Origin of the sequence: Rummeliibacillus pycnus (assembly GCF_044359855.1) — a bacterium.
In the GTDB taxonomy this organism is placed as follows: Bacteria; Bacillota; Bacilli; order Bacillales_A; family Planococcaceae; genus Rummeliibacillus; species Rummeliibacillus pycnus_A.
Window position 1 is genome coordinate 1999399 of sequence record NZ_CP132291.1, and the last position, 23648, is coordinate 2023046.

Consider the following 23648-nt stretch of genomic DNA (forward strand, 5'->3'; position numbering starts at 1 on the left):
ATAAAGAAATAATTTGATGATAAATCGCCCTGGGGTTTAATCCCTACGGCGATTTTTTTGTTTTTAGTACCACTTAGAGTTTCTTTAGCGCCAATCAGACATTCTTTGGCACCAATCAGTGTTATTCTCATAATCAGTTGATAAGATTCCTCTGCTTTCAGTCAAATTAACTTTAAAAAATAAAAACTCCACTCATTTCATTGTGAGCGGAGTTTTAGATTGTTATTTAAAATGCCCAACTACCTTTACGGAAGATTGGTTCTACTGTTCCATCTGGCAAGATACCATCTATGTCCATTTCGCCACTACCGACCATGAAGTCTTCGTGTGTAATGGATGTGTTGATGCCTTTTTCTTCAAGTTGTTCTCTTGTAAGTGTGCTGCCACCTTCGTAGCATGTTGGGTACGCTTCTCCAATTGCTAAGTGATTGGATGCATTTTCATCGAACAAAGTATTGTAATATAAAACATTAGAAGCTGAAATTGGTGATTCGTGCGGTACTAATGCTACTTCACCAAGATATTGAGACCCTTCATCAGCTTTTGTTAGTTCTTGCAGTAATTCTGCACCTACACCTGCTTCCGTTTGAACAATTTTGCCATTCTCGAATGTGATTTTGAATTGATCAATAATATTACCTTGGAATACCAATGGTTTTGTATTTGAAACATAACCATTTACGCCATATTTTGAAGGCATTGTATAAACTTCTTCAGTAGGCATATTCGCAACAAATGAATTACCATCTGGAGTATAGCTAGCACCTGTACACCAGATGTGCTTATCTGGTAATTCGATTGTTAGGTCTGTGCCTGGTGCTGTGTAATGTAATTTTGCATAGCGTTTTTTGTTTAGTAGGTCAGCACGTGCATCTAAGTTTTTCAAATGTTGTTCCCAGTTATCAATGACATTCCCTTCACCGATATGTACTGTTTTGAAGATGGCTTCCCATAATGCTAATACTTGTTCTTCTTCTTTCAAATTAGGGAATACTTTCGCAGCCCATTTTTTTGAAGGAACCGCAATGATTGACCATGCAATTTTATCGTTCATAACAGCATCGCGATAATTTTCTAAAGCTTTTCCAGATGCCTTTTGATGAGCGGATAATTTTTCTACAGGAACACCTGTTAAATTATCTGGATCTGCAGCATCAATCCATAGTAATGCACCTTTACGTTCGATAAGTTCATCTCGTTGTTCGCTAATCCAGCGGGGGAATTTTGCAAATTCATCGTCTGGTGCATGATCAAAATAAGCACGATTGATTACATCATCAGAGAAATTTACTGTTACACGAGCAGCGCCTGCTTCATATGCTTTTTTTACGACTAGACGTGTGAATTCAATAGTATCTGTCGTTGTATTGATCAATAAAGTTTGACCTTTTTGCATATTAGCTCCAACTTTTACTGCTAACTCAGCAAATTGTTCTAGCTTTTCTTTAAATGTCATCATTAATTACCTCGCTTCTTATTATTTTTTCTTAGATTTCTTTGCAAAGTACTTTTTCTTTCCAGAATCTTTGAAAGAAGCTCCAAATGAGCTACTTTCATTTCTTTTTTTAGATGTTTTATGCGCATCTGAATTACCATTTGGCTTTGTTTGTTTTCGAACTTGTTTAATTTCTGCGTGTCCTTCTACAAGTTGACCATTAGACCATATTTTTTCAACTGGTTTAATTGATAATTCACGAACGCGTTTATGGTAAGCTTGTTCTTCGTGATATGCAAGTAATGTAATAACCTCACCGTCTGCTCCTGCACGTCCTGTACGTCCTGAACGATGAACATATTGTTCTCTAGTATAGGGAACATCCACGTGTATAACATGCGTTAGTCCATCTATATCTAGGCCTCTTGCTGCTACATCTGTTGCAATTAGAATACGAGCTTCCCCTTTACGGAAACTATCTAATGAAGCTTTTCTTTCTTCCTTTTTCATCTCAGAATGTAGTGCCACAATTGGTGCATTACGGAATTCAAGCTTAGACTTTTTCATTAAGACTTGGTCTAAATTGTTCATAAATGCAAGTCCTCGAACTCCTGACACATGTGATAATTTACGTAGAAATTCCGTTTTATCACGTTCTTGTAGTTTCACAAAAGAATGTACGACCTTACTTCCTGTTAATGTTTCATCTACTTTTACTTGAAAACGTATGGGATCATGGAGCATACGTTTTGCCACTAATTCAATTTCATCGGTAATCGTTGCTGATACGACTGCGACTTGACGTTCATGATCTGCACCGTCGATAAATGATTTTACAATGACACGGTAATCGCGGCTTAGTAGTTGATCTCCTTCATCTAAAACGATTGTAGTCAACTCATGTAGTTTCAATTTCTTCTCTTTAACTAGCTCGTTTAGACGTCCTGGTGTACCAACTGCAATGGTTGGTTTTTTCTTTAATTTTTCGATTTGGCGTTGTGGGTTTGCCCCACCAATTAACGGAACAACCGTAATATTTGTACCGGCAATCCATGTACGAATAACTTCTACAATTTGCATACATAATTCTTGGGATGGAGCAACGATTAGTGCTTGCGTTGCTTTTTTTGCACCATCAACTTTTTGTAGAATCGGTAATAGATAGGCTAATGTTTTACCTGTACCTGTTGGGGATTCAGCTACTACGTCTTTTCCTTCTAATAGTGCCGGAATCATTTGATCTTGGATTGGCATTGTGGATGGGAAAGTCCACTTTTTTTGTAAATCTTCATTCAATAAAGTTAAGAATGACATTGTTTCCCACACCTTCTCTCTTTTATATTAAATAATTTACATTATGTAAAAACCTGTCCCTTATAGAAAGGACAGGTCTTTCAATGATTAGTCTAATAATTCGTAACCACAACTAGTAATCGCACAATCCGCTAATACAATAAGTGCATCAATATACGAATCATCTAACGATAACTCTCTATTCACAACAGATAGCTCTGTACAGCCTAAAATAATGTGGTCACATCCCGCATTTTTCATTGCTGCTTCGATTGGTTGCCATTGTGCTGACGTTATCTTTTTGCCTGCTTTTACATAGTCATATATCACTGTCATAATGTCTTGTTGCATCACTTCATCTGGAATAACAGGTTCTATCCCTTCATCCATCAAAGCCTCTTGATACAAATTGGAAGTTAATGTACCGATCGTAGCAAGTACACCAACACGATTTGCATTTAATTGGCGTGCTTTTTTCGCTGTTTCTCGAATCATATGCAATACGGGAACTTTCGAATTTGACTGTAAATCATCGTAAAAATTATGCGCAGTGTTGCAAGGGATTACAATCATATCTGCTCCTGCATCGGCTAGCTTATTTGCATCCTCAACCATTACTGGGAGAGGATTTGGTTTAGAATGATCTAAAATATATGCCGTTCTATCGGGGATACGTGTATCATTATCAATGATAAAATGCATATGTTCCTGATCACTAAATGCTTTCGTTCTACGGACAATCGATTCGCCAAGTAGCATTGTTGCTAGCGGTCCAACACCACCAATAATACCAAGTACTTTCTTTTCCATTCTAAGACAGACCTTTATTGTTAAAATATTTTTTGTATTTACGGTAATAATTCAAGCTATTCAATGTTAGTTTGCACCAACGTTTGAAGTTCATGTCCTCTTTGTAGAACAATGAGTTCGTTGCTTTACCTTCTTTGATTAATTTACGAGCTTTTGCTTTAAGCTCATTGTTTTGTGCGTATTTGAACAATACACCATTTGGAATGATACTCCACAAGTGTTCATTATCCGCATAAGTTAGTTCTTGTTGCAAATGCAACATACGGTCATCTGCAACATATTGCATTAGGTTATAGCCTGCAGCAGTTACATAATAACTACTACGCCCATTACGTAGGTTAATCTCAAATAGTTTATATTTACCATCACGATAATCGTATTTCATATCAAAGTTTGCAATACCTGTAAAACCAATATCTTCTAAGAAGTAACGCACTTGGTCCATCAAGTCTTTATCATATGTAGTTATGATTGCTGCATAACTACCAATACCTTCTGGAGAATGTTCTTCAAGAATTGGGTTACCTAAACACATTAGCTTCACTTTACCATCAGTAGCAACATATGCATTCAATACGCGCATATATGAATCATCACCAGGGATGAATTCTTGGATGATTAAGTGATCTTTATAAGACGAGCTATAAATTGCTTTTAAGATGGCATTCTTTTCAGCCTCATCATGTGCAATGAATACTTTTTTCTTACCAGGAAATTCACATGCCCAATAAGCCACTGAATTGGATGCTTTAATTATGATTGGGTATTCAACTTTCACTTGGAAGTTCTCATATGTTTCGTACGTACAAGTATCCGTTTTTGGATAACTGAAGTTATATTTTTCACACATTTTATAGAAGTTTTCTTTCAGTAAAATGCGATCCATTAAAGATTCATCGATGTAAGGAACAGTGAAATATTGTTCAAGAGCTGGTTTGTTTTTAATAATGAGTTTGACATAATCATCGCCACACCCCATTAGTAGTAAGTCTTTTTGCTCGTACTCTTTTGCTAATTTTTTCATTTCTTCTACAAAGTTTTCTTTTAAGTTTGAAACTTGTTTGAAATGTAGAATATGACTATTTTGTGTTGGTGTTAAATGTGCTCGGCCGACTACTATTGCTTTGATTCCATATGCTTCATAAAAAGCACGTGCCATACCATATGCATTCATATCTGATCCGATTAATATTGGTAAAAATGGTTGTTCTGCCATCTCTTATCATCTCACTTATTTTGTACTTATTTTAATGCCATTAGTTTATCATATTTTATCTTTATAAACGAATAATGTCTTATTTTGATGAGGTTATTTCTCGATTGCAATAGCTTGCGATCCTAAATCCTTGTAACTAGAGAAGAATTTTGTCGCATCATGTGAAACATAGCCATGTAATGGATCCATTACAATGACTTTGCTATCTTCATATCCTGTTAGGACAACGACATGTAAATTGAGATACATTTCAGGTTTCTTATTGGTGTTCTCAATATACCAACCTTCTTTTTTCTTAGGTTTTGATAAATCGAGCGTTACCCACATCATAACAGGAATACCTTGTTGCACTTTATCTATTATATTCTTTTCACTTGCACCTGTAAGATTGGTCACTTTTAAATTGGTTTTATAGTCATGTGCTACTTTTTTTGCTGCTTTTGTAATAACAGGGGCAAAGGCATATGTACCAGTTAGTTCATTTGCAGGATCTCCTGCATAAGCTTTATTTGGATCTGGACCAATTCTCTTTCCATCTTTATCGATGACTTCTTCCGTTGGTAAATACTTTTTTGCCATCTTTGTTTTTTTTAGATTTAGACCATAGTAGTTGAATGCGGCCGTCATCGCTGTAATTTCACATCCATGAGGAAGCTGTGGATTTTGTAAAATTACAGGTACATCAAGTCGTTGATTTTCCTTTTGATAGTATGTTTCAAGGACGACATACGAAGTATCTTCTTTAACATTAACAACCTTCGCTACATTAGTTGGCTTTTTTGTAACATCAGAATTATCTTCAGGTGATGGGACAAATAAATAACGATGACCTGTCTTTAAACCATTTAGCGTGACTTTTCCCTCAGAATCACCTGTTGCAGTTGTAACGAGTTTGTCCGTGTCCAAATCACGTACACTAACTTTCATGTCCGGAATAGGTTCTCTGCTTCCAAACGCAACAATAAGTACTTTGATGCCTTCGTCCATTTCCTCTTCTTTTGCTGGTAGAATACTAGAACAGCCACTTGTAATAGTTGAAAAAAGCATTATAAAGCAAAAGAGGAGCAAATGCCGAGGCATTTTACTTCTCTTAAACACCGCTGACAATCCCCTTTTAAGCTAAAGGATTAATTAGCCAAAATATTTTTTGTACCATACTAAGAACATGTAAATTGTCCAAACTTTACGTTGGTTTTTCGCTTTACCTTCGTAGTGATCTGTTAACAAATTCACAATTGCTTGTTGGTCAAAGAATTGTGCAGCTTCAGGTGATTCAAATGTTTCTTTAATTTGATTGTAATATTTATCTTCTTTTAACCAAAGACGAATTGGTACTGGGAAACCGATTTTCTTACGGTGCGCCCATTCATCTGGTAGTGCACGTTGTGAAGCTTGACGGAATGCATATTTTGTATCTTTTTCATTCACACGATAGTGAGAAGGAACTTTTGAAGCAACCTTCATCACTTCACGGTCAAGGAATGGTACACGTAACTCAATTGAATGAGCCATACTCATTTTATCCGCTTTTAAATTGATATCGTCCACGAGCCATAGTTGTAAGTCCAACAATTGTTTCTTCGTTAAATCATCTTCACCAGCTGCTTTTTTGTACACTGGCATAACGATATCTGCAACAGATGGAGCATGGTTATATTTATCTGTAAGAATAGCAGTTGATTCTTCTTCTTCGAAAATATGCGCTTGTCCAATAAATGTTTGTTCAACAGGCAGACCTCCACGCATTAAGAAGTGCTTACCTCGCATTTCAGGAAGAGCTTTGGCCACTTCTGCAATAGGGCGACGTATAAATTGCGGTACTTTTTTATATTTACGCATTGTAGGTGTTTCATCGTATTCTGCATAGCCACCAAATAATTCGTCAGCACCTTCACCAGAAAGAACAACTGTAACATGTTTTCTAGCAAGCTCTGCTAAGAAATATAAAGGAACAATTGATGGGTTAGAGTGTGGTTCATCCATCATATATTGAATTTCATCAAGTTTATTGAAGCAAACTTCAGGGTCTAATACTTCGTTGACATTTTCAATACCTAGTTCATTTGATAATGCTTTTGCGTTATCCACTTCAGAGAATTTTTCTGCTGCGAAACCAACAGAGAAAGTTTTATCTGGCTTTAATACAGAAGCAACGTAACTTGAGTCCACACCAGAAGATAGGAATGAACCTACTAGAACATCTGGGTCTGAAAATTTATGAGCTTCAATCGATTCACGAACAGTTGAATCGATTTCTTCTACAATCTCATTAAGTGGACGTTCTTCTGGATTGAATTTTGGTTCCCAATAGCGTGTGATTTCTAATTTACCATCTTCAAATGTTAAGTAGTGAGCTGCTGGTAATTTGAAAACACCTTTAAAGAAAGTTTCTTTTAATACTGGGAATTGGAATGTTAAGTATGGTTTTAGTGCTTTTTCGTTAAGTACTTTTTCGAAGTGTGGGTGTGGTAAGAAACTTTTAATTTCTGAACCGAATAGTAATGTACCATTCATATGTGCATAGTAGAATGGTTTAATTCCGAACATATCACGCGCTGCAAATAAGCGTTTTTTGTTGCGGTCCCAAATAACGAATGCGAACATACCACGTAATTTTTGCACTAATTTTGTGCCGTATTCCTCATAGCCATGAATTAATACTTCACTATCTGTATCTGTATCGAAAATATGGCCTGCTGCAATAAGGTCATCTCTAATTTCTTTATAGTTATAAATTTCACCGTTGAAGATTAATACTAATGATTGATCTTCGTTATAAAGAGGCTGGCTACCATTGGCTACGTCAATAATACTTAAGCGGCGGAACCCAAGTGCTGCTTGATCATCCGTAAACTGCCCTGAAGAGTCTGGTCCACGGTGAATAATTTGGTTCATCATATTCTCTAACACAACGTCAGAGTTTGAAACCTCACCGATAAATCCTGTAAATCCACACATATAATTTTATTCTCCTATCTATTCCATTCAATCTATTTAATTTAGCACGTATTTGAATGCACTATACTGCATTCGACATCTTTTGATTATACTCTATTTTTCACTTGACTTATACCGAAAAAGATTGCCACATAGTAGCAACCTGTTAGCTTGTATGCTTTTTGTATTCTTTCATCAATACTTCCAATGGTACTTGATAAAGCTGTTTATCGTTAATTTTAAACACGCCAAGTTCCATTAAATGATTCATTACATGATTCTTTTTTCGTTCTTCGGCTGTTATCTTCTGGTTATTCATGTTGTATCCCTTCTTACCTTACTGTTTTATGACATTTTCCCAAAAAATTCGCGTTCTAAACGAAAACTTTGAATTTCTCTTTTAGTTTAGGGATTCGCTTAGCAAACTGTTTATAGATGCAAAATCCTAATATGGCTCCAAGTGTATTTAACCATAAATCATCTACATCAGTGCTTCTATATTGGGGAAGCTGCATTGTCTCGATAAACAAAGACAATCCTAGTCCAGTAAAAAAAACAAAGAAGAACTTCTCCATCTTCCGCCAAAGTAATGGTAGTAGAAAACCAATCGGCATAAAGATTGCGATGTTACCAAGAAAGTTAATGAAAAACGGTTGCCATAAGTTTAAATAATGAATGGCATTATATACATCTGTAAAAACACGAAATAGATGAAAATTAATACCAAGTACGTCTTGATTCTGAATTCGCATTTCTGCATATTGAAGACTAACACCATTTTTGGGAACAATGGTTTCATAAAATAAACCAATTAAATAAACCCAAAATGTCATAATCCCAACTTCATGCCAACGATTTACTAGACCAATATCACGTTTTTTTTGTGATTTATAGCGTATATACACAACAAATGGAGTTGCAATAATCATCACAATCATCATATCGAGTGTATATTGAAGTATATAAGACAACTTCGTCACTCATTTCTTTCTTTCTTCATAACAGGACAAATTATATAACAATAAGTTGCAAAAAAACATTAAATTTCATTAACAATCTTTTCTTTTATATAATTTCCCTTTATACTTCTACGATACCATATTCAGTAGGTCTTCGTACAAAGACTATTTTACCTTTTCGCAAAAATACTGTGCTATAAAAGCATTTATTTTAAAGCGATTTTACTATAGCACATTTTGATTTTCATTTGGAATAATTTTGGAATAAATTTTGAATACCTTCTATTATAATTGAGACGGTTCTTTTGAAATTTCAAGTTCCTAAATATCCGTCGATAAATTCCTGAATCATTTGAGTACACTTAACAACTAAAATCCATGCCTCCTCAAAAGAAAACACTCCATTGGTTTAAATGGAGTGTTCATTTTTAGATTAATGAATTTAATACATCCGCATTTTTAGATTAAACATCGAATTATGTTATGGAATTGATTCACTTTAATACATATATGGCTCTTTGCTTGCAATGATGATTTCTCGTAATTTCGTAAGTTTATCAATCACAATTTTTGAGCTTTTTTCTACTTCTACTAGATATTCCTCTGCTAATTCATAGTTACCATCATTGTAGGCTTGTACTGCTTGTCGCGCTACTTCATGGACACGTGCATGGGGTTGCTCTAGTTCTTTAAATATCGGTTCATTACCTAGCAATTCTTTACCTTGCCCATAATACCATTCTCCAAGACGAGATTCTCTATGTGACTTTACGTCATCAACTGTCATTTGTTCGAATCCTAATAATAGGTTATAAATATGCCAACGCCATAAAAGATGATCAGTAATCGTTAGGGCAACAATATCTTCCTGACTAATGATGAAGTTTTTTGAAATTGTTTTCGTGCGATAGTCATCAATCATCTTACTTAAAGTGTAAATGGCTTCACCCGTATCATTTGAGATTCCTTTACTTTTTATGGCATGCTCTGCAATATTACGATTTCTCACAGTGATATCGTTAGCTGCCGCTGCTTGTTGTTGGGTCGCAGTAGCAATCTCTTCAATACTAGATCCTTGGTGTTGCAAAGTATCATTTAATGTAGATAATGCTGTTGTAATGTTGGATGTTTCAGTTACACCCTTATGTAAGTCTTCGGCAGATTGTTTTGTTAGTATACTAATATTCTTTGTAATTTCGAGAAGCTCTTGTATATCTCCATGTATCGATTGTACAGATGATTTGGTATTGTCAGCTAATTTTCTAACTTCTTCTGCCACTACAGCAAATCCCTTACCTGCTGCTCCTGCACGAGCTGCTTCAATCGATGCATTTAATGCCAACAGATTTGTTTGTTCAGCAATACCTTGGATAAATTCCACCAATTTTGTAACGTTATTCACCCTATTTTCTAATTCACTAACATTTTCTCTGACACTTTCTTGTCCATGATCAGTTGTTCTTAATAATTCATTTACGTTTCGAAGTAACTGAATTCCTTTACTTAACTCTTCTAATGAGCTTTGTGTATCATTTGATACATCAACAATCGATGAAGAAACTTCCTCAATACTAGCATCTAATTGCTCCATTGAAGAATTGGCCGAAATAACATCTTTCTTTTGCATTTCCTGAAACTGAATAAGTTTTTTTATCTGATCTAGTTGGGTATTAAATGCAATGATTTCCCCTAACCCATTAACAATTGAACCTGCTTGAATTTCTATATATGTCTCCACAATAAGTTGTTGATCTATACTCACAAGGGTTTCATATGCCAAAAGAACGTCCATCATTTTCTTACGGTCACGACTATATTTCTCCAATATTAACGGGATAATTATTTGGTTAATTAAGGTATAGGCAGAAATCATCCAATCAGGTAAGACGCCCAGTTTCGCATGAGTGTGAGCTATTTTTCTACGATTGAAAATATATTGTAAATCTAGTTGATCTTCAAATAAGCTTCTGAAATGCTTATCAAATGATATTTTTAAACGTTCAACAGAGGAATGGTTTTCTATTATTTCTCTAAACTCTGGAAAAGATATTAAATGCTCATAAAAACCATCCAAAATTTCATTATGATGTACATCATACAATTCTCTTAAACCTTGGACAGAAGCCCTTCTGATCGAAGATAACCCCAAAAAATCCAATTTAATTTGAAATCTTTTGTTAGCATTTATATCAGAGCCTGGAGTTGCAGAAAAATATTGATAATGTTTCTTAGGTTTTGCAAACATAGCGTTTCTCCTTTTTCTTTTAATTGCATTAGATTATTTCATTAAACTGTTGAGTTCTTGCACACTGAAAATCACTTACACCCGAATTTAAAATGGTATTTTAAGACTATTATAATGTAATTATTTTGATTTTTATATATATTTTTTCATAAATATTTTTCACTATCAATATAGTATTATAGGTAAAAACCCTTATTATAATTATTTACAAATACATTATATGTACCATTTTGCGTATTTTTATGAACAGGCTATGTTAAAGAATGTTTTTATCCTAAGTACCAGCACGCTAAGCGTAACAAAACAAAGATTTTCTTCTTTTGTGTGAAGAACACTGGCACAATGACTACTCCCTTCAAATAACAACCGCATTAAATAAAAAAAGAACCCTCTATTTAGAAGGCTCTCCATTTAATATCATTATAATTATTGCGCTAAAAATAATACGGACGGTATGAAAGATACAGCAAAAAATAATGCATACCAGAAAGAAACTCGTTTTAATGAAAAGGATTTACTCTTTTTCTCTGCGTAGAATGCATCAAAGAAAATTGCACAAATCAATGGAATACTCATACAAGCAACCGCGATTAAAATAATATCAGTATAATTCATTTTGCATCCCCCTCGTATTTTCGTATATAAATGTGACAACTTTATGTCATAATCATACAACCTCCGGACACAATTTGTCAACAATTCATTCACATTTTGGACAAAAAAATTTCCAACAAATTCATAAATAAGAAATTCTTATACTGAAAACATAATATCTACGATGAAAAACTACAGAACAATAAAAAAAGGCTGCCTCATATGAGACAGCCCTCTCGTATTTATTTTGCTTTCCAATAACGATCCATATCGTGATCTAGATATACCCATCCTTTCCAACCAATATGAATAGTATCGGTAATGAAATGAGGATCATACTCATGTGAAGAGTAATCGATTAATGGATAATTTGCGTCTTTAATAATTGTTCGTATTTTTTGGTAGTATGCTTGGCGTTTTTCTTTTGGATAACCAGCATAATCATACCATTTACCATTCATTGGAATTGAAATGAATAGCGGTTTCGCTCCAGCATCTTTTAACACATCGATGACAAGGTTAAAATCTTCATACTCAGGTGATTTAGAATAGTCAACATCTTTTCTAAAGTTTTTTAACTGCTTATATTTTGGTGCGATATTACGGTTATAGTATCTATCGTTGACATTTAAATTATTATTTGTAATACGCTTTTCACCAAATGCATCCGCATTTTGTATTTGTTGTTCAAATGTCTGATTTCTAATAAGAGAAGGGTTTGCATGTAACTTTTTATTCTGCTCATTAATCAATGAATAATACAAGTCCTTCTTCTCAAGAAGTGCTCGATTCATATAACCCAATGCCATTGTTATGCGTCCGAATATCGGCTTTTTATCTTTTGCTAATTCATATTTGTACATTGAAACTAATAAATGATCTCGCTTAACAGTATCAAATTGTAGTAAACGACGCATAGCTATTTCCTTTAACTTAGGATTCATCTCATGATTGAAAGCCAAGTCATAAGCATGAAGCATTGAATAGTTAGGTGAAAAATGGAAATCATCCATTCCCTGAGCTGTAAACCATTGTGGAGAAATGATAAATATAATCTTTTTCCCCTTTAAATTTTTCTCTTGCTCAGCGAAATTCAAGAAATGTGTAATACTTTGACTCCCACCACGTCCTACCATAAAAGTAGAATAGGGTGTTTTTGCTGCTTTTGTGTAATTATATGGATGGAAAGGATCAAAATGCTCTAACTCAGATGAACCATAAATTGGCAAAGCGTTTTTATCTTTTAGCATTTGACTTTGCAAATATTCCCCCTGAAACATAAGAGGATTTAACTCAATCTTTGCTTCTTCTACTCTTTGATCCGTAACCCAGCTCTTCAACCAACGATTAGGGAAAAATAAAAAGGTGAAAAATAACACTACCGCAATCGCTAGCGGAAGGAAAGTATACTTCTTCATGCTAATTCAACTAATTTCTCCGCAATATGATTTGGTGTATTCCACTCCTCGCGGGAGAATTCTGTGATTGGTACACTAATACCTAATTTTTCTTCTATCTCAACTAGTAATGTAATTGTACCAAATGAATCAAGTAATCCCTCTTCAAATAGTTCAATATCTGGATTTTCCAAAATAACATCATCTTCACATACAGCAGCTAATACTTTAAATACTTCTTGTTTTTCCATTATAATAAACTCCTTTTAACTAAATAATTTTCCTGAAAAAATATAAAAACCGAAACAAACGAAATGGAAAGTAATTACAATCGAAATTGCATTTGTCCATTTATTTTTTGGCCAGAATTTATGCACTTTATTCCATCTTTCAAACTTATCAAAGCAAACAATAAGTAATGCATGATACAAGCCATAGACGATAAAATGCCATTCTAGACCATGCCATATGCCCATTAATAGGAATAGGACAAAGTATCCTATATAGGAAACTGTATAACGGTTTTTAATCCATTTCTTTTTCGTCATCCAAAATACAAAACGCATATACACATAGTCTCGGAACCAGAATGACAAACTCATATGCCAACGATTCCAGAAATCTTTAATATTCTTACTTAAGAATGGTAAATTGAAATTCTCTGGAGTTTTAATCCCCATGATTTTACTTACACCAATAGCAAATGCACTGTAGCCAGCAAAATCAAAGAATAGGTAAAGACTGTAAAAATACATATCAGCAAGTCGACCTTCGAAAGGTGTTAAGTAATTATACGTATGATTTGGCAGATACAAAAGGATTTTATTATAAATTAAAAATGCAATAATAAATTTGTATAAAAATCCTTGGAAAATTTTATTAATACCATTAAATAATAACTCACGATATTCGTCACGATCTGGGACATGATTCAAATCTTTTTCAAATCGTCTCCAACGGTCAATTGGACCAGATGAAATCGATGGGAAAAATAAAAGGAAATAGATAAGCTCCACGATAGAAATCGGCTTTTTGATCATGCCATCACGTGTTTCCATAATCATTTGTACAGCTTTAAACGTAATATAAGAAACACCTAAAAAACCAAAGAGATGGTGAAGCCCTAAAAATGGCAGTATCTTCACCAATATAAGCGGTAGAATTGCTAGTAAAACAGCAATTACAAAAACGGTACCATTATTGTTCTTTGATCGATACGCTTGATATCCTTTAATTAATAGTACTTGGAAAATCGTAAATAGTATCAACGAAAGTATACTCTTGACTGATGAACTAAAAATAATCGCCAAGATGATAACTGAAATAAACATGTTATACTTTTTGGATGATTTTCCTTTAAGCCCTAAAATAATTGTAGGTATCAATAAAATACCGATGATAAAGAAGAATGTAAAATCACCATAAGGTATCATAACGTTACTTCTACCGCCAATCTTTTACGGTCCACTTTACCATTTGCATTCAAAGGAAGTTGATCTACATATATAAATTTCTTTGGCACCATATAACTTGGAACAACTTCAGACAATGCGTTTTTTAATCGTTTTGTAGTTTGGAATGGTTTTTCATCGGTCTTTTGAGTTAGTACGACGAATGCAGTTAAAGACACTACTTCCTCTTGTACTTTTACTGGCTGCACGATACAACCACTTACTTCATTTAATGATTCAATCTTTTTCTCAATTTCCTCAATTTCTAGACGATAGCCATGAAGCTTCACTTGGAAATCAGAACGACCTGAATAGAAGATATAGCCATTTTGGTAATAACCAACATCACCTGTATAATACACATCTTCATCGCGCCAAAGTTTAAATACTTTTTCGGTTTGCTCCGGTGCACCAAGATAACCTTTACTTACAGTAGGACCAGTAATCACTAATTGTCCTTTTTGTCCTTCGCTCACAATATCGCCGGCTTCATTAAGTAAAATCAAATGATCAGCGTCAGCCTTTGCAATTGGCAAAACATTAAAATCATCAAGAAGACTATTCGTTACTTCAACAGCAGTTACTGCAACAGTTGTTTCAGTTGGACCATACAAATTAATAATTTTTGCATTTGGGAATCTAACCTGTAAATTTTTTGCAAGTTCATGTGGTAATACTTCTCCACAAAACAGGAACTTTTCAATTGTAGGCATCATTTCTGCATTCCACAGTGGATTCATCATGCAAATTTTCACAAATGAAGGTGTAGAAGTCCAAACAGTAACATTTGATTGTTGCAATGCTTCAAAAAGCATGGCTGGTTGATTAATCTGAGATTTTGTCAGTGCATATAATGCCCGACCTTTTGTCAACGCTGGATATAAATCCATTACTGATAAATCAAACGAATAGGGCGCTTGGTTAAGATATACACCATCTTGCAGATGGGCATCCTCTTCTAGCCATAGTACAAATGCTTCTAGATTGCTGGCTGTAATTTGCACGCCTTTTGGATTCCCTGTACTTCCAGAAGTATAAATAATATAAAATACATCTTCGCCTTCTACCCAGTTACTTTGCGAAATTGTTTTTGAATGAGTTGATTCTAAAACTGAATTAACTTCATAAGTAGGTATTGAAAGGTCTAAATCCATTTTTTCTGTTGTTAACAACAGAGCCGCGTTCGAAACAGCTAGAATATGCTGAACACGTTCATTTGGAATTGAAGTATCTAATGGAATGTACGGATGTCCTGCCTTGACTACTCCTAAAAAGGCAATGATTTGCTTCGGCGACATATGACCGTAAACTGCAATTGGCGCTGCATCATTCAATCCTCCCTGTACTAAAAATTCTGCTACAAGATCAGATTGTCTCCACAACTCTTCATAAGTTAATGTTTCGTCATCAACTTGATACGCTATACGTTGTGGATATAACAAAGACATCTCACGAATCATATGCAGTACACTCATAAGTAACACTCACTTTCTTTTAAAATTCGGTATAAATAAACGGTCCCGCATTCATATCATGGAATCCGTAAATTAAAACGAGTAACACTAAAATGACAAAATAAAACAATGTATAACCAATTAAACGAAGTCCTTCGTGTTCTCTTAATTTTTGCAAGACTCCACTTCCTCTCTATCACATTACTATAAAACGAATGAAACATTTAAAAGTTTCAGTTTGATCATCTATATATTAAGTTTTCGTTAAAAATATTACTTTTTAGCTAAGATTAAGTAAAGTTTGTAAAACTTTATTAATGTTAATTAGTTAATGTGATTTTTTTAATTAACAAATAGACAATACCACCGATTTCGTCTGATTCTTCAATTTTAATTTATTTTTAATAGAACTTACAGCTTATATTTATATGTCAGACTTTTTTGGAAAATATTTAGGAGGATTTTTATTGAAAAAATGCTTTTTTTAATATCTTTTTTAATTCCCCTATCTAATATGTGGTAAAATTTTACTAATTAGTCAAATCAAGGATCATCAATTTGTTTTCACAATTAAAAACTCAACCATTTAGGAAGAGTTTTAATATGATATATATTCTTATAAAGTAAAAATCCCTCTTTGGCAGTTTTCTTCATCTTCCTATTATACATCTAATGCGAGGTGAAATTAATCAACACCTCATTAAATTTTTCTCGTTCTTCCCAAAAAGGGCCGTGCCCACTATATTGAAATGCTACAAGTCTTGAACCTTCTATTTTGTCATTTAAGATTTTTGCTTGTGAGAATGGAATAACTTGATCATGGGTGCCATGAATAATTAAGGTAGGAACACTAATCATTTGAAGCTCTATTTCTATTTTTTCATCTCTAAGTGTTTTGATGATTGCAGCCGTGGACCAACTTGCTGCTTGTAATCCCATTTGGAAAAACCATTCTGAAAAAGGCTTTGATATATATTGAAAAAAGAAGGTATCCGTCACATCTCTTAACATATTCGGACGATCATTATACGTTTCATTTAGAAGTTTTGTTGCGGTTTCTTGTGTAAAGCCGGTTGGTGCTGCCGCGTCAATTAATACTAAATTACGAACGCCGTAACCTCTATACCGTGCAACATAACGAAGTGCTATTGCTCCTCCAGTGGAATGTCCAGCTAGCGTGAAATTGTTCAACTGAAGCGTAGTGGTGACTGTGGCAATATCATCTGCTAACCTATTATAATCATAGCCTGCCATTGGTTTATCAGAACGACCGAATCCCCTCCAGTCAATACCGATACATCGATACCCCTCTGAAGGTAGGACATTAAATTGATATTCAAATTGTTTATGATTTAATGGCCATCCATGTATGAATACGATTGTCTTTTTGCCTGTTGGGTTTATATCTTCTACAAATAGTTTGACGCCTGACTCTACAGGCACAAAATACCCCACAACTTTCCTCCATTCGTATATGATTATCTAATATACGATATTCAACTGAAGAAAAATTGGTGAACCTCTCCTATTTCTCATAAGTTCATGCAAACCAAAAAGGACTACCCTGAATTCTAAGGGCACTCCTTAATAGTGTACTATACTACATTCCTTTATTAATGTGAACTTATTTTATAAGATAGATCGTCATTTTTAAGATCTAGATCCTTTTGCCAGCCTTTACATACATCAACCCATTCTTGTCCATTAGCATATGTAAATATTTCATCGCACGTAAGCTCGATCGCACTATTACTACTACCACACGCCGGGTATACCATTAATGGGCAAACACCTCCTACTGCATGCCCAACCTTTGCAAGTACTTCATCTGGTGTAAGCATTTTAGCCTTCATCCGAAATTTATGTTTAAACTTTGCATTATCAATTTTCGCATCTCCTGCTGCTACTACTAAAATACAGCCGTCATCATTTCTAAAGGAAAGTGTTTTTGCCATACGTTCCGGTTCTACTCCTAAGGCCCGTGCTGCAAGATCTACTGTTGCACTTGATGCCTCATATTCCATAATTTTATAATCCAAGCCATATTTTTTGAAATGTTCTCTTACTAGTTCGATTGCCATTTCATTCACCTCAATAATTTTCATTATTTTAACCAATACAGATTATTCAGATAATTTCATTGTGCATCAAAAGCAATAGAATTAATTATCTATATAAGTTTAATCTTTTCTTCAATGTTACAAATAAAAATACATTCTATTTATCCCCTAACAGGAAAATGCCTATTCTCCATTTCAATGAAACCCTATATGGAGAAAAGACATTTTCTTTTGGAATATCTTTTTATTTATCTTGATTTCGACAAAAAAACTAGTGAACTATGCCCCCTCGCTACTTTTTTTGAGAAACCATTATAATAAGCTACTCTATATGCGAAGCCATTCATGCACTTCTCGACTCAGCGAGTTTTGTTAGGTAATATTGTTCCTCCCTTGACATGTGATCAGCCATCGAGGCAGTAAAAGTTCCTAATACTTCAGCTCTTAACTCCATTTCCTCTAATTCATGTAAAAATATTCTAAATAAATTCATCTCAACTTCAACTTCATTATTAAATCGATTTAATGCTGGGAATGACTGAATATTAGCCCGTAAATATCCCGTTAATTCCACTGCCTTTAAATAAAATTGTTCAAAGTGTTGCGTAAAAGTGGAACTCTTATCTTTTAATCTTTTTTCTACGCTATCCATATCATCATTTATGATTCCAGCATGGCCATAAGCGTCACTTAACCACAGTAAATGATGATGCAATTCATGAAAAATGGGTGGTACTTCACCTTTCTTTAAGTAACTTAATACTTTTTGGTATTCTTCTAATTCATTAACCATGTGATTTATAAAAGTCGGAGAAAGATGAATCTTGATATCACCAGACAATTGGCGTTTAAGAATTGAAAATTTAAATTGCTTTAATTGTTCTGCTGCTTCATCTGCAGTTATAGCAAATGGAATTGCATTTGAAACATTTAACGGACTTACTTGCTTATGAAGGTCAGAAAAGCGATGAATAAATGTCTTTGCCTCTTCAATATCCTCCTTCTCAGATGGATATAGCGAATCTCGGATAAATTGCCCGTGATTCATTAGAATTTCGAGCCAAAATTGATGTTCAAAAATTGCGCTCTTCAAATATTCAGGCAAAAATTTTACATCTCCTTTATTCTTTTCATCACTTAAATGTATTCAAGTAAAGTTTGTACTAGTCGTAACTTTTCTAACATAAAAAAATGCAGGACAATGTACCAATATTTTGTACAGTCCTGCATTTTTACATTTAGTTAAATGAAGCAATTTAATAAATACATTTTTGGTTTTTTAATACGAACATATTAACACTTGATTCAAATGATTGTAACATTATTTAAATCCGCTTTTCCTGCTTTTAAAAAATTGTATGTTAATTTATCCATTGTAGATCCACTAAAATCAACTTTCTTTACTTTTAATAAACGAAACTGAACATTTTTGAGAGTTGTATTTCTAAAAGAAGCTTTTTTTAATGTACATGCTTCAAAAACTGTTTCTTCAAAATACTAACCATCAAAGTCTATTCCTGCTAAATTACAGGATTTAAACTCACTATCCGTTAAATCTGAATTCGTAAAATCCGATCCTTTTAAATCGCTACTATGACTGTCAAGGTAATGTGATAGCCATAAACAAAAACCTTTTTTATTTTAGATAACACCCAAATTAATCGTTCAAAAGTTTTTTTAACATACAAAAAGGAGGATAGATTATTTCATATCTATCCTCCTTTTTTATTTTATAATACTGATGCCAGTCTCTTAATGCCTTCATCTATCGTTGCTGGGTCTGAATTCGTATAATTTAGTCGCAATGTGCTCGCACCTTTCACATCTGTATAGAATGGATCCCCAGGTACAAATGCTACTTTATTTTCAATTGCACGATTAAAGACTTCTACTGACGAAACCCCTTCTCCTAAATCTGCCCATAAGAACATTCCGCCCTCTGGTTTTGTAAATGTAACGTGTGCTGGTAAATGTTTTTCCATTGATGCAATCATCGCATCACATTGTTTTTTATACAATTCCGTAATTTGATTAATATGCTTTTCATAATCATTATTTACTAAATAATCATAGATTGCATATTGAGAAATCACATTTGTATGCAAATCTGAAGATTGTTTTGCCGCAATCAAGTGACCCATTAATTCTTTATTCTTTGTACATAGGTAACCTATACGCATTCCTGGTGATAATGTTTTTGAGAATGAACCAAATAATACACTGTTCTCAGATTTTCCACCTGCGATATATGGTAATGATTCTCCCTCATAGCGAAGTTCACCATATGGGTCGTCTTCGATTAAAATCGTGTTGGTTTTCTTGAGAATTTCATAAATAGCTTCACGTTTCTCTTTAGAATACGTTAAACCAGTAGGATTTTGGAAATTAGGAACAGTATATAATAGCTTCACATTTTCGTTACTTAGTGCTGCTTCTAGTTCTTCTAAATTCAAGCCATCATCTTCAAGGCTAACTGGCAAAAAGTGCGGTTCAAAAAGTGAAAAAGTTTGAATAGCAGCAAGATAACATGGGCTTTCAACAGCTACGTTATCCCCTTTATTGATCAATACTTTCCCCATCAAATCTAATCCTTGTTGAGAGCCTGTTGTGATCAAAATATCATTTGCTGTAACATCTATATCAAATCGTTTTTTATACCGGTCTGCAATCCATTGACGTAATGGCAAATAGCCTTGTGTACCTGAATATTGGAATACTCTTTCACCTGATTCATGTAAAACTCGACTCATCGATTCTTGGAATTCCGCTACTGGGAAAGAAATTGGATTTGGTAATCCTCCTGCGAAAGAAATAATATCTTTTGTCTCAGTTAATCGCATAACTTGAGAAATAAAAGAGCTATCTGTTTTTAACATTCTATCTGAAAAAATTTGCACCATAATCGATTCTCCTTCTGAACTACATATTCTATTTATTTTTTATATTATAACAAATCACGAAACATTAGGAATTATCAATGTTTTCGTGAAAATTAAAGTGAAAAAGAAACATAAATTCTAAATATGATTGTTGATTTGTCTAGTTATCTAATAGAAAGTAATATATTTATTCAAATATACTAGTTTCAGTATACTATAAGTTAGTCATTTACTTAACGTGATTATGTTGATCATTCATTGAGGCTGCGCCTTTTCTCAATGAGTATGACAGTATATGGGACCACAACATCACAATCTAAGTCGTGCATATTATCAACACCCCTTTTTTTATTTCCTTTCTATGAATAAGATTCCATAAAATTGATTAATAATATACTAAATGTTCATTTTTAATCTTTCACTTAATTACTTGAATCAATATATCAAAAAGCTATTGTCTTTTCCTATAAAACGATGATATACTTTACTAACTTGATAATGTGTTAACGCACTAGTGAACTAAAGTGTAATAAAACAAATTAAATATAATAAAGATAAAAGGTGGTTTTCAACATGAAACGTTTTGCAATAATGACAATGTTCATCGTAGCAATCTTCAGCGTTATGGCTGGATGTTCATCTAACTCTGCTTCAAAGGATGACAAAACACTAATAATTGGTGTTGATGATACGTTTGCTCCAATGGGCTTCCGCGATGAAAAAAATAACATTGTAGGTTTTGATATCGACTATGCCAAAGCTGCAGCAAAAGAAATGGGTTATAAAGTAAAAATTCAACCAATTGATTGGAAAACGAAAGAATCCGAACTAAACAGTGGTCGAATCGATTTAATTTGGAATGGATATACAATTACGGACACACGTAAAAAACAAGTTAACTTTACAAAACCATATTTAAAAAATGCTCAAGTAGTTGTGACACTTGCCAATTCCAAACTCAATAAATTAAATGATTTAAATGGCAAAGTTGTAGGCTTACAAGCACAATCTTCAGCAGCAGATGCATTAGATGCAAGTTCTATTAAATCAAAAATAAAAAATGTCAGTGAGTATTCTGATAATGTAATGGCATTGAATGACTTAAAAAGTGGCCGTACAGATGCAGTAGTAATTGATAAAGTTGTAATTGATTATTATATGTCAAAACAAAAAGGCACCTTCAAAGTTCTTAATGAGTCACTTGCACCTGAAGAATACGGTGTAGGTGTTAAAAAAGGTAATGAAGAGTTATTAAACAAATTACAAAAAGCACTTGATAAAATGAATACAGACGGTACAGCCACTGAAATTTCAAAAAAATGGTTTGGCGAAAATAAAGTATTAAAGTAAAATAGTAAAAGGCAAAACGGGGTTTCCTTTTTGGAAACCTGTTTTGTTTTTATCATTTAAGAATGAAAAATACTATTTTCCTGTTACCGATAATTCATTATCGGATTCGTCAATCCGCAAGTTTCATTTAGGAGGAACACTTGTATGAACTTCGATTATCTCATTACGATCCTTAAACCAATGCTTCAAGGATCACAAATGACCATTCTATTATTTCTAATCGCCATTGTCTTATCCATACCACTTGGTTTCTTATTAACTTTGGCGGTGAAAAGTAGCTTTAAACTACTCTCATGGTTAGCTCAAGCATATATTTATGTAATGCGTGGTACGCCACTATTACTTCAATTATTAGTTATTTGCTTCGGTCTACCAATGATTCCTGGTATTGGTCAATATTTAGTATTAGATCGCTTTACTGCAGCATGCATCGGATTTGTTCTTAACTATGCTGCTTATTTTGCAGAAATCTTCCGTGGTGGTTTGTTAGCAATTGATAAAGGTCAATATGAAGCAGCACAAGTCCTTGGATTAAATAAATTCCAAACAACAACACGAGTGATTCTGCCACAAATGTTCCGTATCGCCATTCCATCATTGGCAAACGAATCTGTCACACTTGTAAAAGATACAGCACTACTCTATGCAGTAGCTGTTCCTGAATTATTACACTTTGCAGAAGCTGCAGTAAACCGTGATTTTACTATCGTTCCATTCTTTGTAGCAGGTGTTATGTACCTTATCATGACCCTAATACTTACATTAATCTTTAAATGGATTGAACGCCGGTTTACATTTGAATAGAGAGGAGTGGTCGTTTTGGCTATTATTGAAGTATCAAAATTAAAAAAATCATTTGGAAATCTTGATGTATTAAAACAAATTACATTTGATGTAAATAAAAATGATGTAGTAGCGGTCATCGGACCCTCTGGATCTGGTAAAAGTACGATGTTGAGAAGTCTTGTTCATCTCGAAGAAATAAATGGTGGAAGTATTGCAGTAGCGGGTGATTATCTTGTAAAAGATGGCGTTTATGCAAAACCACAAGAAATTAAACGCGTCACTTCTAGAATGGGTATGGTATTTCAACATTTTAATCTTTTCCCACATCTTACTGTCAAAGAGAATCTCGAAATGGCACCACGTTTAATAAAGAAAGAATCCTCCCAAAATATTAGTAATCGTAGCATGGAGCTTTTAAAGAAAGTAGGACTTGCTGATAAAGCTTCTGCATACCCAGCAAAACTTTCGGGTGGACAAAAACAACGTGTAGCCATTGCTCGAGCATTGATGATGGATCCAGAAATCTTGCTATTTGATGAACCAACTTCTGCACTTGACCCTGAGTTGACTGGTGAAGTACTTCAAGTTATGAAGGATCTAGCAGAAGAACATATGACGATGATCGTCGTAACACATGAAATGGGATTCGCAAGAGAAGTTGCCAACCGTGTTGTCTTCATGGATAATGGTGAAATCCTTGAATCTGGCACTCCACAAGAATTGTTTGACAACCCACAATTTGATCGAACAAAAGCCTTCCTTAACCGTAGCTTAAAATAGTG

22 protein-coding genes and 2 pseudogenes are annotated in these 23648 nt (G+C 34.0%); 3 read left to right on the forward strand and 21 right to left on the reverse strand.

All coding sequences use genetic code 11. The features are described from left to right. Window positions 1-226: 226 nt before the first annotated feature. The 21 genes and pseudogenes from Q8X41_RS09815 to Q8X41_RS09915 all read right to left on the reverse strand — a co-directional run bounded on the left by Q8X41_RS09815 (window position 227) and on the right by Q8X41_RS09915 (window position 20751). Window positions 227-1456, reverse strand: coding sequence for an aminopeptidase (locus Q8X41_RS09815; RefSeq protein WP_397540239.1), 1230 nt, complete (start codon window positions 1454-1456; stop codon window positions 227-229). A gap of 21 nt (window positions 1457-1477) precedes the next feature. Beyond that, window positions 1478-2749: a DEAD/DEAH box helicase gene (locus Q8X41_RS09820; protein WP_397540031.1), complete on the reverse strand. Its 1272-nt coding sequence runs from the start codon at window positions 2747-2749 to the stop codon at window positions 1478-1480. A gap of 87 nt (window positions 2750-2836) precedes the next feature. Continuing rightward, complete coding sequence (locus Q8X41_RS09825) at window positions 2837-3538, reverse strand: aspartate/glutamate racemase family protein (RefSeq protein WP_397540032.1); 702 nt, start codon at window positions 3536-3538, stop codon at window positions 2837-2839. A gap of 1 nt (window position 3539) precedes the next feature. Beyond that, window positions 3540-4754 (reverse strand): ATP-grasp domain-containing protein, encoded by a 1215-nt coding sequence (locus Q8X41_RS09830; protein ID WP_397540033.1) that lies wholly within the window; start codon window positions 4752-4754, stop codon window positions 3540-3542. A 93-nt stretch (window positions 4755-4847) separates the two neighbouring features. Further along, window positions 4848-5852 (reverse strand): C39 family peptidase, encoded by a 1005-nt coding sequence (locus tag Q8X41_RS09835; RefSeq protein WP_397540034.1) that lies wholly within the window; start codon window positions 5850-5852, stop codon window positions 4848-4850. 33 nt (window positions 5853-5885) lie between these two features. Further along, entirely contained in the window at window positions 5886-7712 is a 1827-nt protein-coding gene (asnB, locus tag Q8X41_RS09840) for an asparagine synthase (glutamine-hydrolyzing) (protein ID WP_397540035.1), read from the reverse strand. A 145-nt stretch (window positions 7713-7857) separates the two neighbouring features. Next, window positions 7858-8010 (reverse strand): Fur-regulated basic protein FbpA, encoded by a 153-nt coding sequence (locus Q8X41_RS09845; protein WP_397540036.1) that lies wholly within the window; start codon window positions 8008-8010, stop codon window positions 7858-7860. A 55-nt stretch (window positions 8011-8065) separates the two neighbouring features. Beyond that, window positions 8066-8662: a VanZ family protein gene (locus Q8X41_RS09850; RefSeq protein WP_397540037.1), complete on the reverse strand. Its 597-nt coding sequence runs from the start codon at window positions 8660-8662 to the stop codon at window positions 8066-8068. A gap of 487 nt (window positions 8663-9149) precedes the next feature. Then, complete coding sequence (locus tag Q8X41_RS09855; protein ID WP_397540038.1) at window positions 9150-10895, reverse strand: protoglobin domain-containing protein; 1746 nt, start codon at window positions 10893-10895, stop codon at window positions 9150-9152. 426 nt (window positions 10896-11321) lie between these two features. Next, window positions 11322-11510: a hypothetical protein gene (locus Q8X41_RS09860; RefSeq protein ID WP_397540039.1), complete on the reverse strand. Its 189-nt coding sequence runs from the start codon at window positions 11508-11510 to the stop codon at window positions 11322-11324. Between the two features lie 221 nt (window positions 11511-11731). Next, window positions 11732-12907, reverse strand: a complete 1176-nt coding sequence (gene dltD, locus Q8X41_RS09865) for a D-alanyl-lipoteichoic acid biosynthesis protein DltD (RefSeq protein ID WP_397540040.1) — start codon at window positions 12905-12907, stop codon at window positions 11732-11734. Further along, window positions 12904-13137 carry a D-alanine--poly(phosphoribitol) ligase subunit 2 gene (gene dltC, locus Q8X41_RS09870; protein ID WP_397540041.1) on the reverse strand — a complete coding sequence of 78 codons (234 nt, stop codon included), beginning with the start codon at window positions 13135-13137 and terminating at the stop codon, window positions 12904-12906. Before dltC ends, dltD begins: the two co-directional genes overlap by 4 nt. A gap of 15 nt (window positions 13138-13152) precedes the next feature. Continuing rightward, window positions 13153-14319 (reverse strand): D-alanyl-lipoteichoic acid biosynthesis protein DltB, encoded by a 1167-nt coding sequence (gene dltB / locus Q8X41_RS09875; RefSeq protein WP_397540042.1) that lies wholly within the window; start codon window positions 14317-14319, stop codon window positions 13153-13155. Next, window positions 14316-15812, reverse strand: a complete 1497-nt coding sequence (gene dltA, locus Q8X41_RS09880; RefSeq protein WP_397540043.1) for a D-alanine--poly(phosphoribitol) ligase subunit DltA — start codon at window positions 15810-15812, stop codon at window positions 14316-14318. The genes dltB and dltA overlap by 4 nt, the downstream gene beginning before the upstream one ends. Window positions 15813-15831: 19 nt before the next feature. Continuing rightward, window positions 15832-15969 carry a teichoic acid D-Ala incorporation-associated protein DltX gene (locus Q8X41_RS09885; RefSeq protein ID WP_397540044.1) on the reverse strand — a complete coding sequence of 46 codons (138 nt, stop codon included), beginning with the start codon at window positions 15967-15969 and terminating at the stop codon, window positions 15832-15834. A 491-nt stretch (window positions 15970-16460) separates the two neighbouring features. Then, a complete protein-coding gene (locus tag Q8X41_RS09890) occupies window positions 16461-17246 on the reverse strand; it encodes an alpha/beta fold hydrolase (RefSeq protein ID WP_397540045.1) in 786 nt (261 codons plus the stop codon). Window positions 17247-17404: 158 nt separating this feature from the next. Further along, the gene (locus Q8X41_RS09895; protein WP_397540046.1) at window positions 17405-17872 is read right to left on the reverse strand and encodes a YbaK/EbsC family protein; all 468 of its coding nucleotides are present in this window, start codon (window positions 17870-17872) and stop codon (window positions 17405-17407) included. 322 nt (window positions 17873-18194) lie between these two features. Continuing rightward, window positions 18195-18956, reverse strand: coding sequence for a DUF2935 domain-containing protein (locus Q8X41_RS09900; RefSeq protein ID WP_397540047.1), 762 nt, complete (start codon window positions 18954-18956; stop codon window positions 18195-18197). Window positions 18957-19156: 200 nt separating this feature from the next. Continuing rightward, window positions 19157-19333: pseudogene (locus Q8X41_RS09905) on the reverse strand (pentapeptide repeat-containing protein); the annotation flags it as partial. Window positions 19334-19348: 15 nt separating this feature from the next. After that, a pseudogene (locus Q8X41_RS09910) lies at window positions 19349-19429 on the reverse strand (pentapeptide repeat-containing protein); the annotation flags it as partial. A gap of 152 nt (window positions 19430-19581) precedes the next feature. Next, on the reverse strand, window positions 19582-20751 hold the full coding sequence (locus tag Q8X41_RS09915) for a PLP-dependent aminotransferase family protein (RefSeq protein ID WP_397540048.1): 1170 nt from the start codon (window positions 20749-20751) through the stop codon (window positions 19582-19584). A 552-nt stretch (window positions 20752-21303) separates the two neighbouring features. Here Q8X41_RS09915 and Q8X41_RS09920 point away from each other — a divergent pair. The 3 genes from Q8X41_RS09920 (at window position 21304) to Q8X41_RS09930 (ending at window position 23646) form a co-directional block, all read left to right on the forward strand. Continuing rightward, the gene (locus Q8X41_RS09920) at window positions 21304-22080 is read left to right on the forward strand and encodes an amino acid ABC transporter substrate-binding protein (RefSeq protein ID WP_397540049.1); all 777 of its coding nucleotides are present in this window, start codon (window positions 21304-21306) and stop codon (window positions 22078-22080) included. A 144-nt stretch (window positions 22081-22224) separates the two neighbouring features. After that, window positions 22225-22884, forward strand: a complete 660-nt coding sequence (locus tag Q8X41_RS09925) for an amino acid ABC transporter permease (protein ID WP_397540050.1) — start codon at window positions 22225-22227, stop codon at window positions 22882-22884. Between the two features lie 15 nt (window positions 22885-22899). After that, window positions 22900-23646 (forward strand): amino acid ABC transporter ATP-binding protein, encoded by a 747-nt coding sequence (locus Q8X41_RS09930; RefSeq protein ID WP_397540051.1) that lies wholly within the window; start codon window positions 22900-22902, stop codon window positions 23644-23646. Window positions 23647-23648: the final 2 nt, after the last annotated feature.

Bases quoted from the DNA above. Each gene is read 5' to 3' on its own strand.
- Q8X41_RS09815 (WP_397540239.1), bottom strand. From the start codon at position 1,456: ATGACATTTAAAGAAAAGCTAGAACAATTTGCTGAGTTAGCAGTAAAA.
- Q8X41_RS09820 (WP_397540031.1), bottom strand. From the start codon at position 2,749: ATGTCATTCTTAACTTTATTGAATGAAGATTTACAAAAAAAGTGGACT.
- Q8X41_RS09825 (WP_397540032.1), bottom strand. From the start codon at position 3,538: ATGGAAAAGAAAGTACTTGGTATTATTGGTGGTGTTGGACCGCTAGCA.
- Q8X41_RS09830 (WP_397540033.1), bottom strand. From the start codon at position 4,754: ATGGCAGAACAACCATTTTTACCAATATTAATCGGATCAGATATGAAT.
- asnB (WP_397540035.1), bottom strand. From the start codon at position 7,712: ATGTGTGGATTTACAGGATTTATCGGTGAGGTTTCAAACTCTGACGTT.
- Q8X41_RS09845 (WP_397540036.1), bottom strand. From the start codon at position 8,010: ATGAATAACCAGAAGATAACAGCCGAAGAACGAAAAAAGAATCATGTA.
- Q8X41_RS09855 (WP_397540038.1), bottom strand. From the start codon at position 10,895: ATGTTTGCAAAACCTAAGAAACATTATCAATATTTTTCTGCAACTCCA.
- Q8X41_RS09860 (WP_397540039.1), bottom strand. From the start codon at position 11,510: ATGAATTATACTGATATTATTTTAATCGCGGTTGCTTGTATGAGTATT.
- dltD (WP_397540040.1), bottom strand. From the start codon at position 12,907: ATGAAGAAGTATACTTTCCTTCCGCTAGCGATTGCGGTAGTGTTATTT.
- dltC (WP_397540041.1), bottom strand. From the start codon at position 13,137: ATGGAAAAACAAGAAGTATTTAAAGTATTAGCTGCTGTATGTGAAGAT.
- dltB (WP_397540042.1), bottom strand. From the start codon at position 14,319: ATGATACCTTATGGTGATTTTACATTCTTCTTTATCATCGGTATTTTA.
- dltA (WP_397540043.1), bottom strand. From the start codon at position 15,812: ATGAGTGTACTGCATATGATTCGTGAGATGTCTTTGTTATATCCACAA.
- Q8X41_RS09895 (WP_397540046.1), bottom strand. From the start codon at position 17,872: ATGGCAATCGAACTAGTAAGAGAACATTTCAAAAAATATGGCTTGGAT.
- Q8X41_RS09915 (WP_397540048.1), bottom strand. From the start codon at position 20,751: ATGGTGCAAATTTTTTCAGATAGAATGTTAAAAACAGATAGCTCTTTT.
- Q8X41_RS09920 (WP_397540049.1), top strand. From the start codon at position 21,304: ATGAAACGTTTTGCAATAATGACAATGTTCATCGTAGCAATCTTCAGC.
- Q8X41_RS09925 (WP_397540050.1), top strand. From the start codon at position 22,225: ATGAACTTCGATTATCTCATTACGATCCTTAAACCAATGCTTCAAGGA.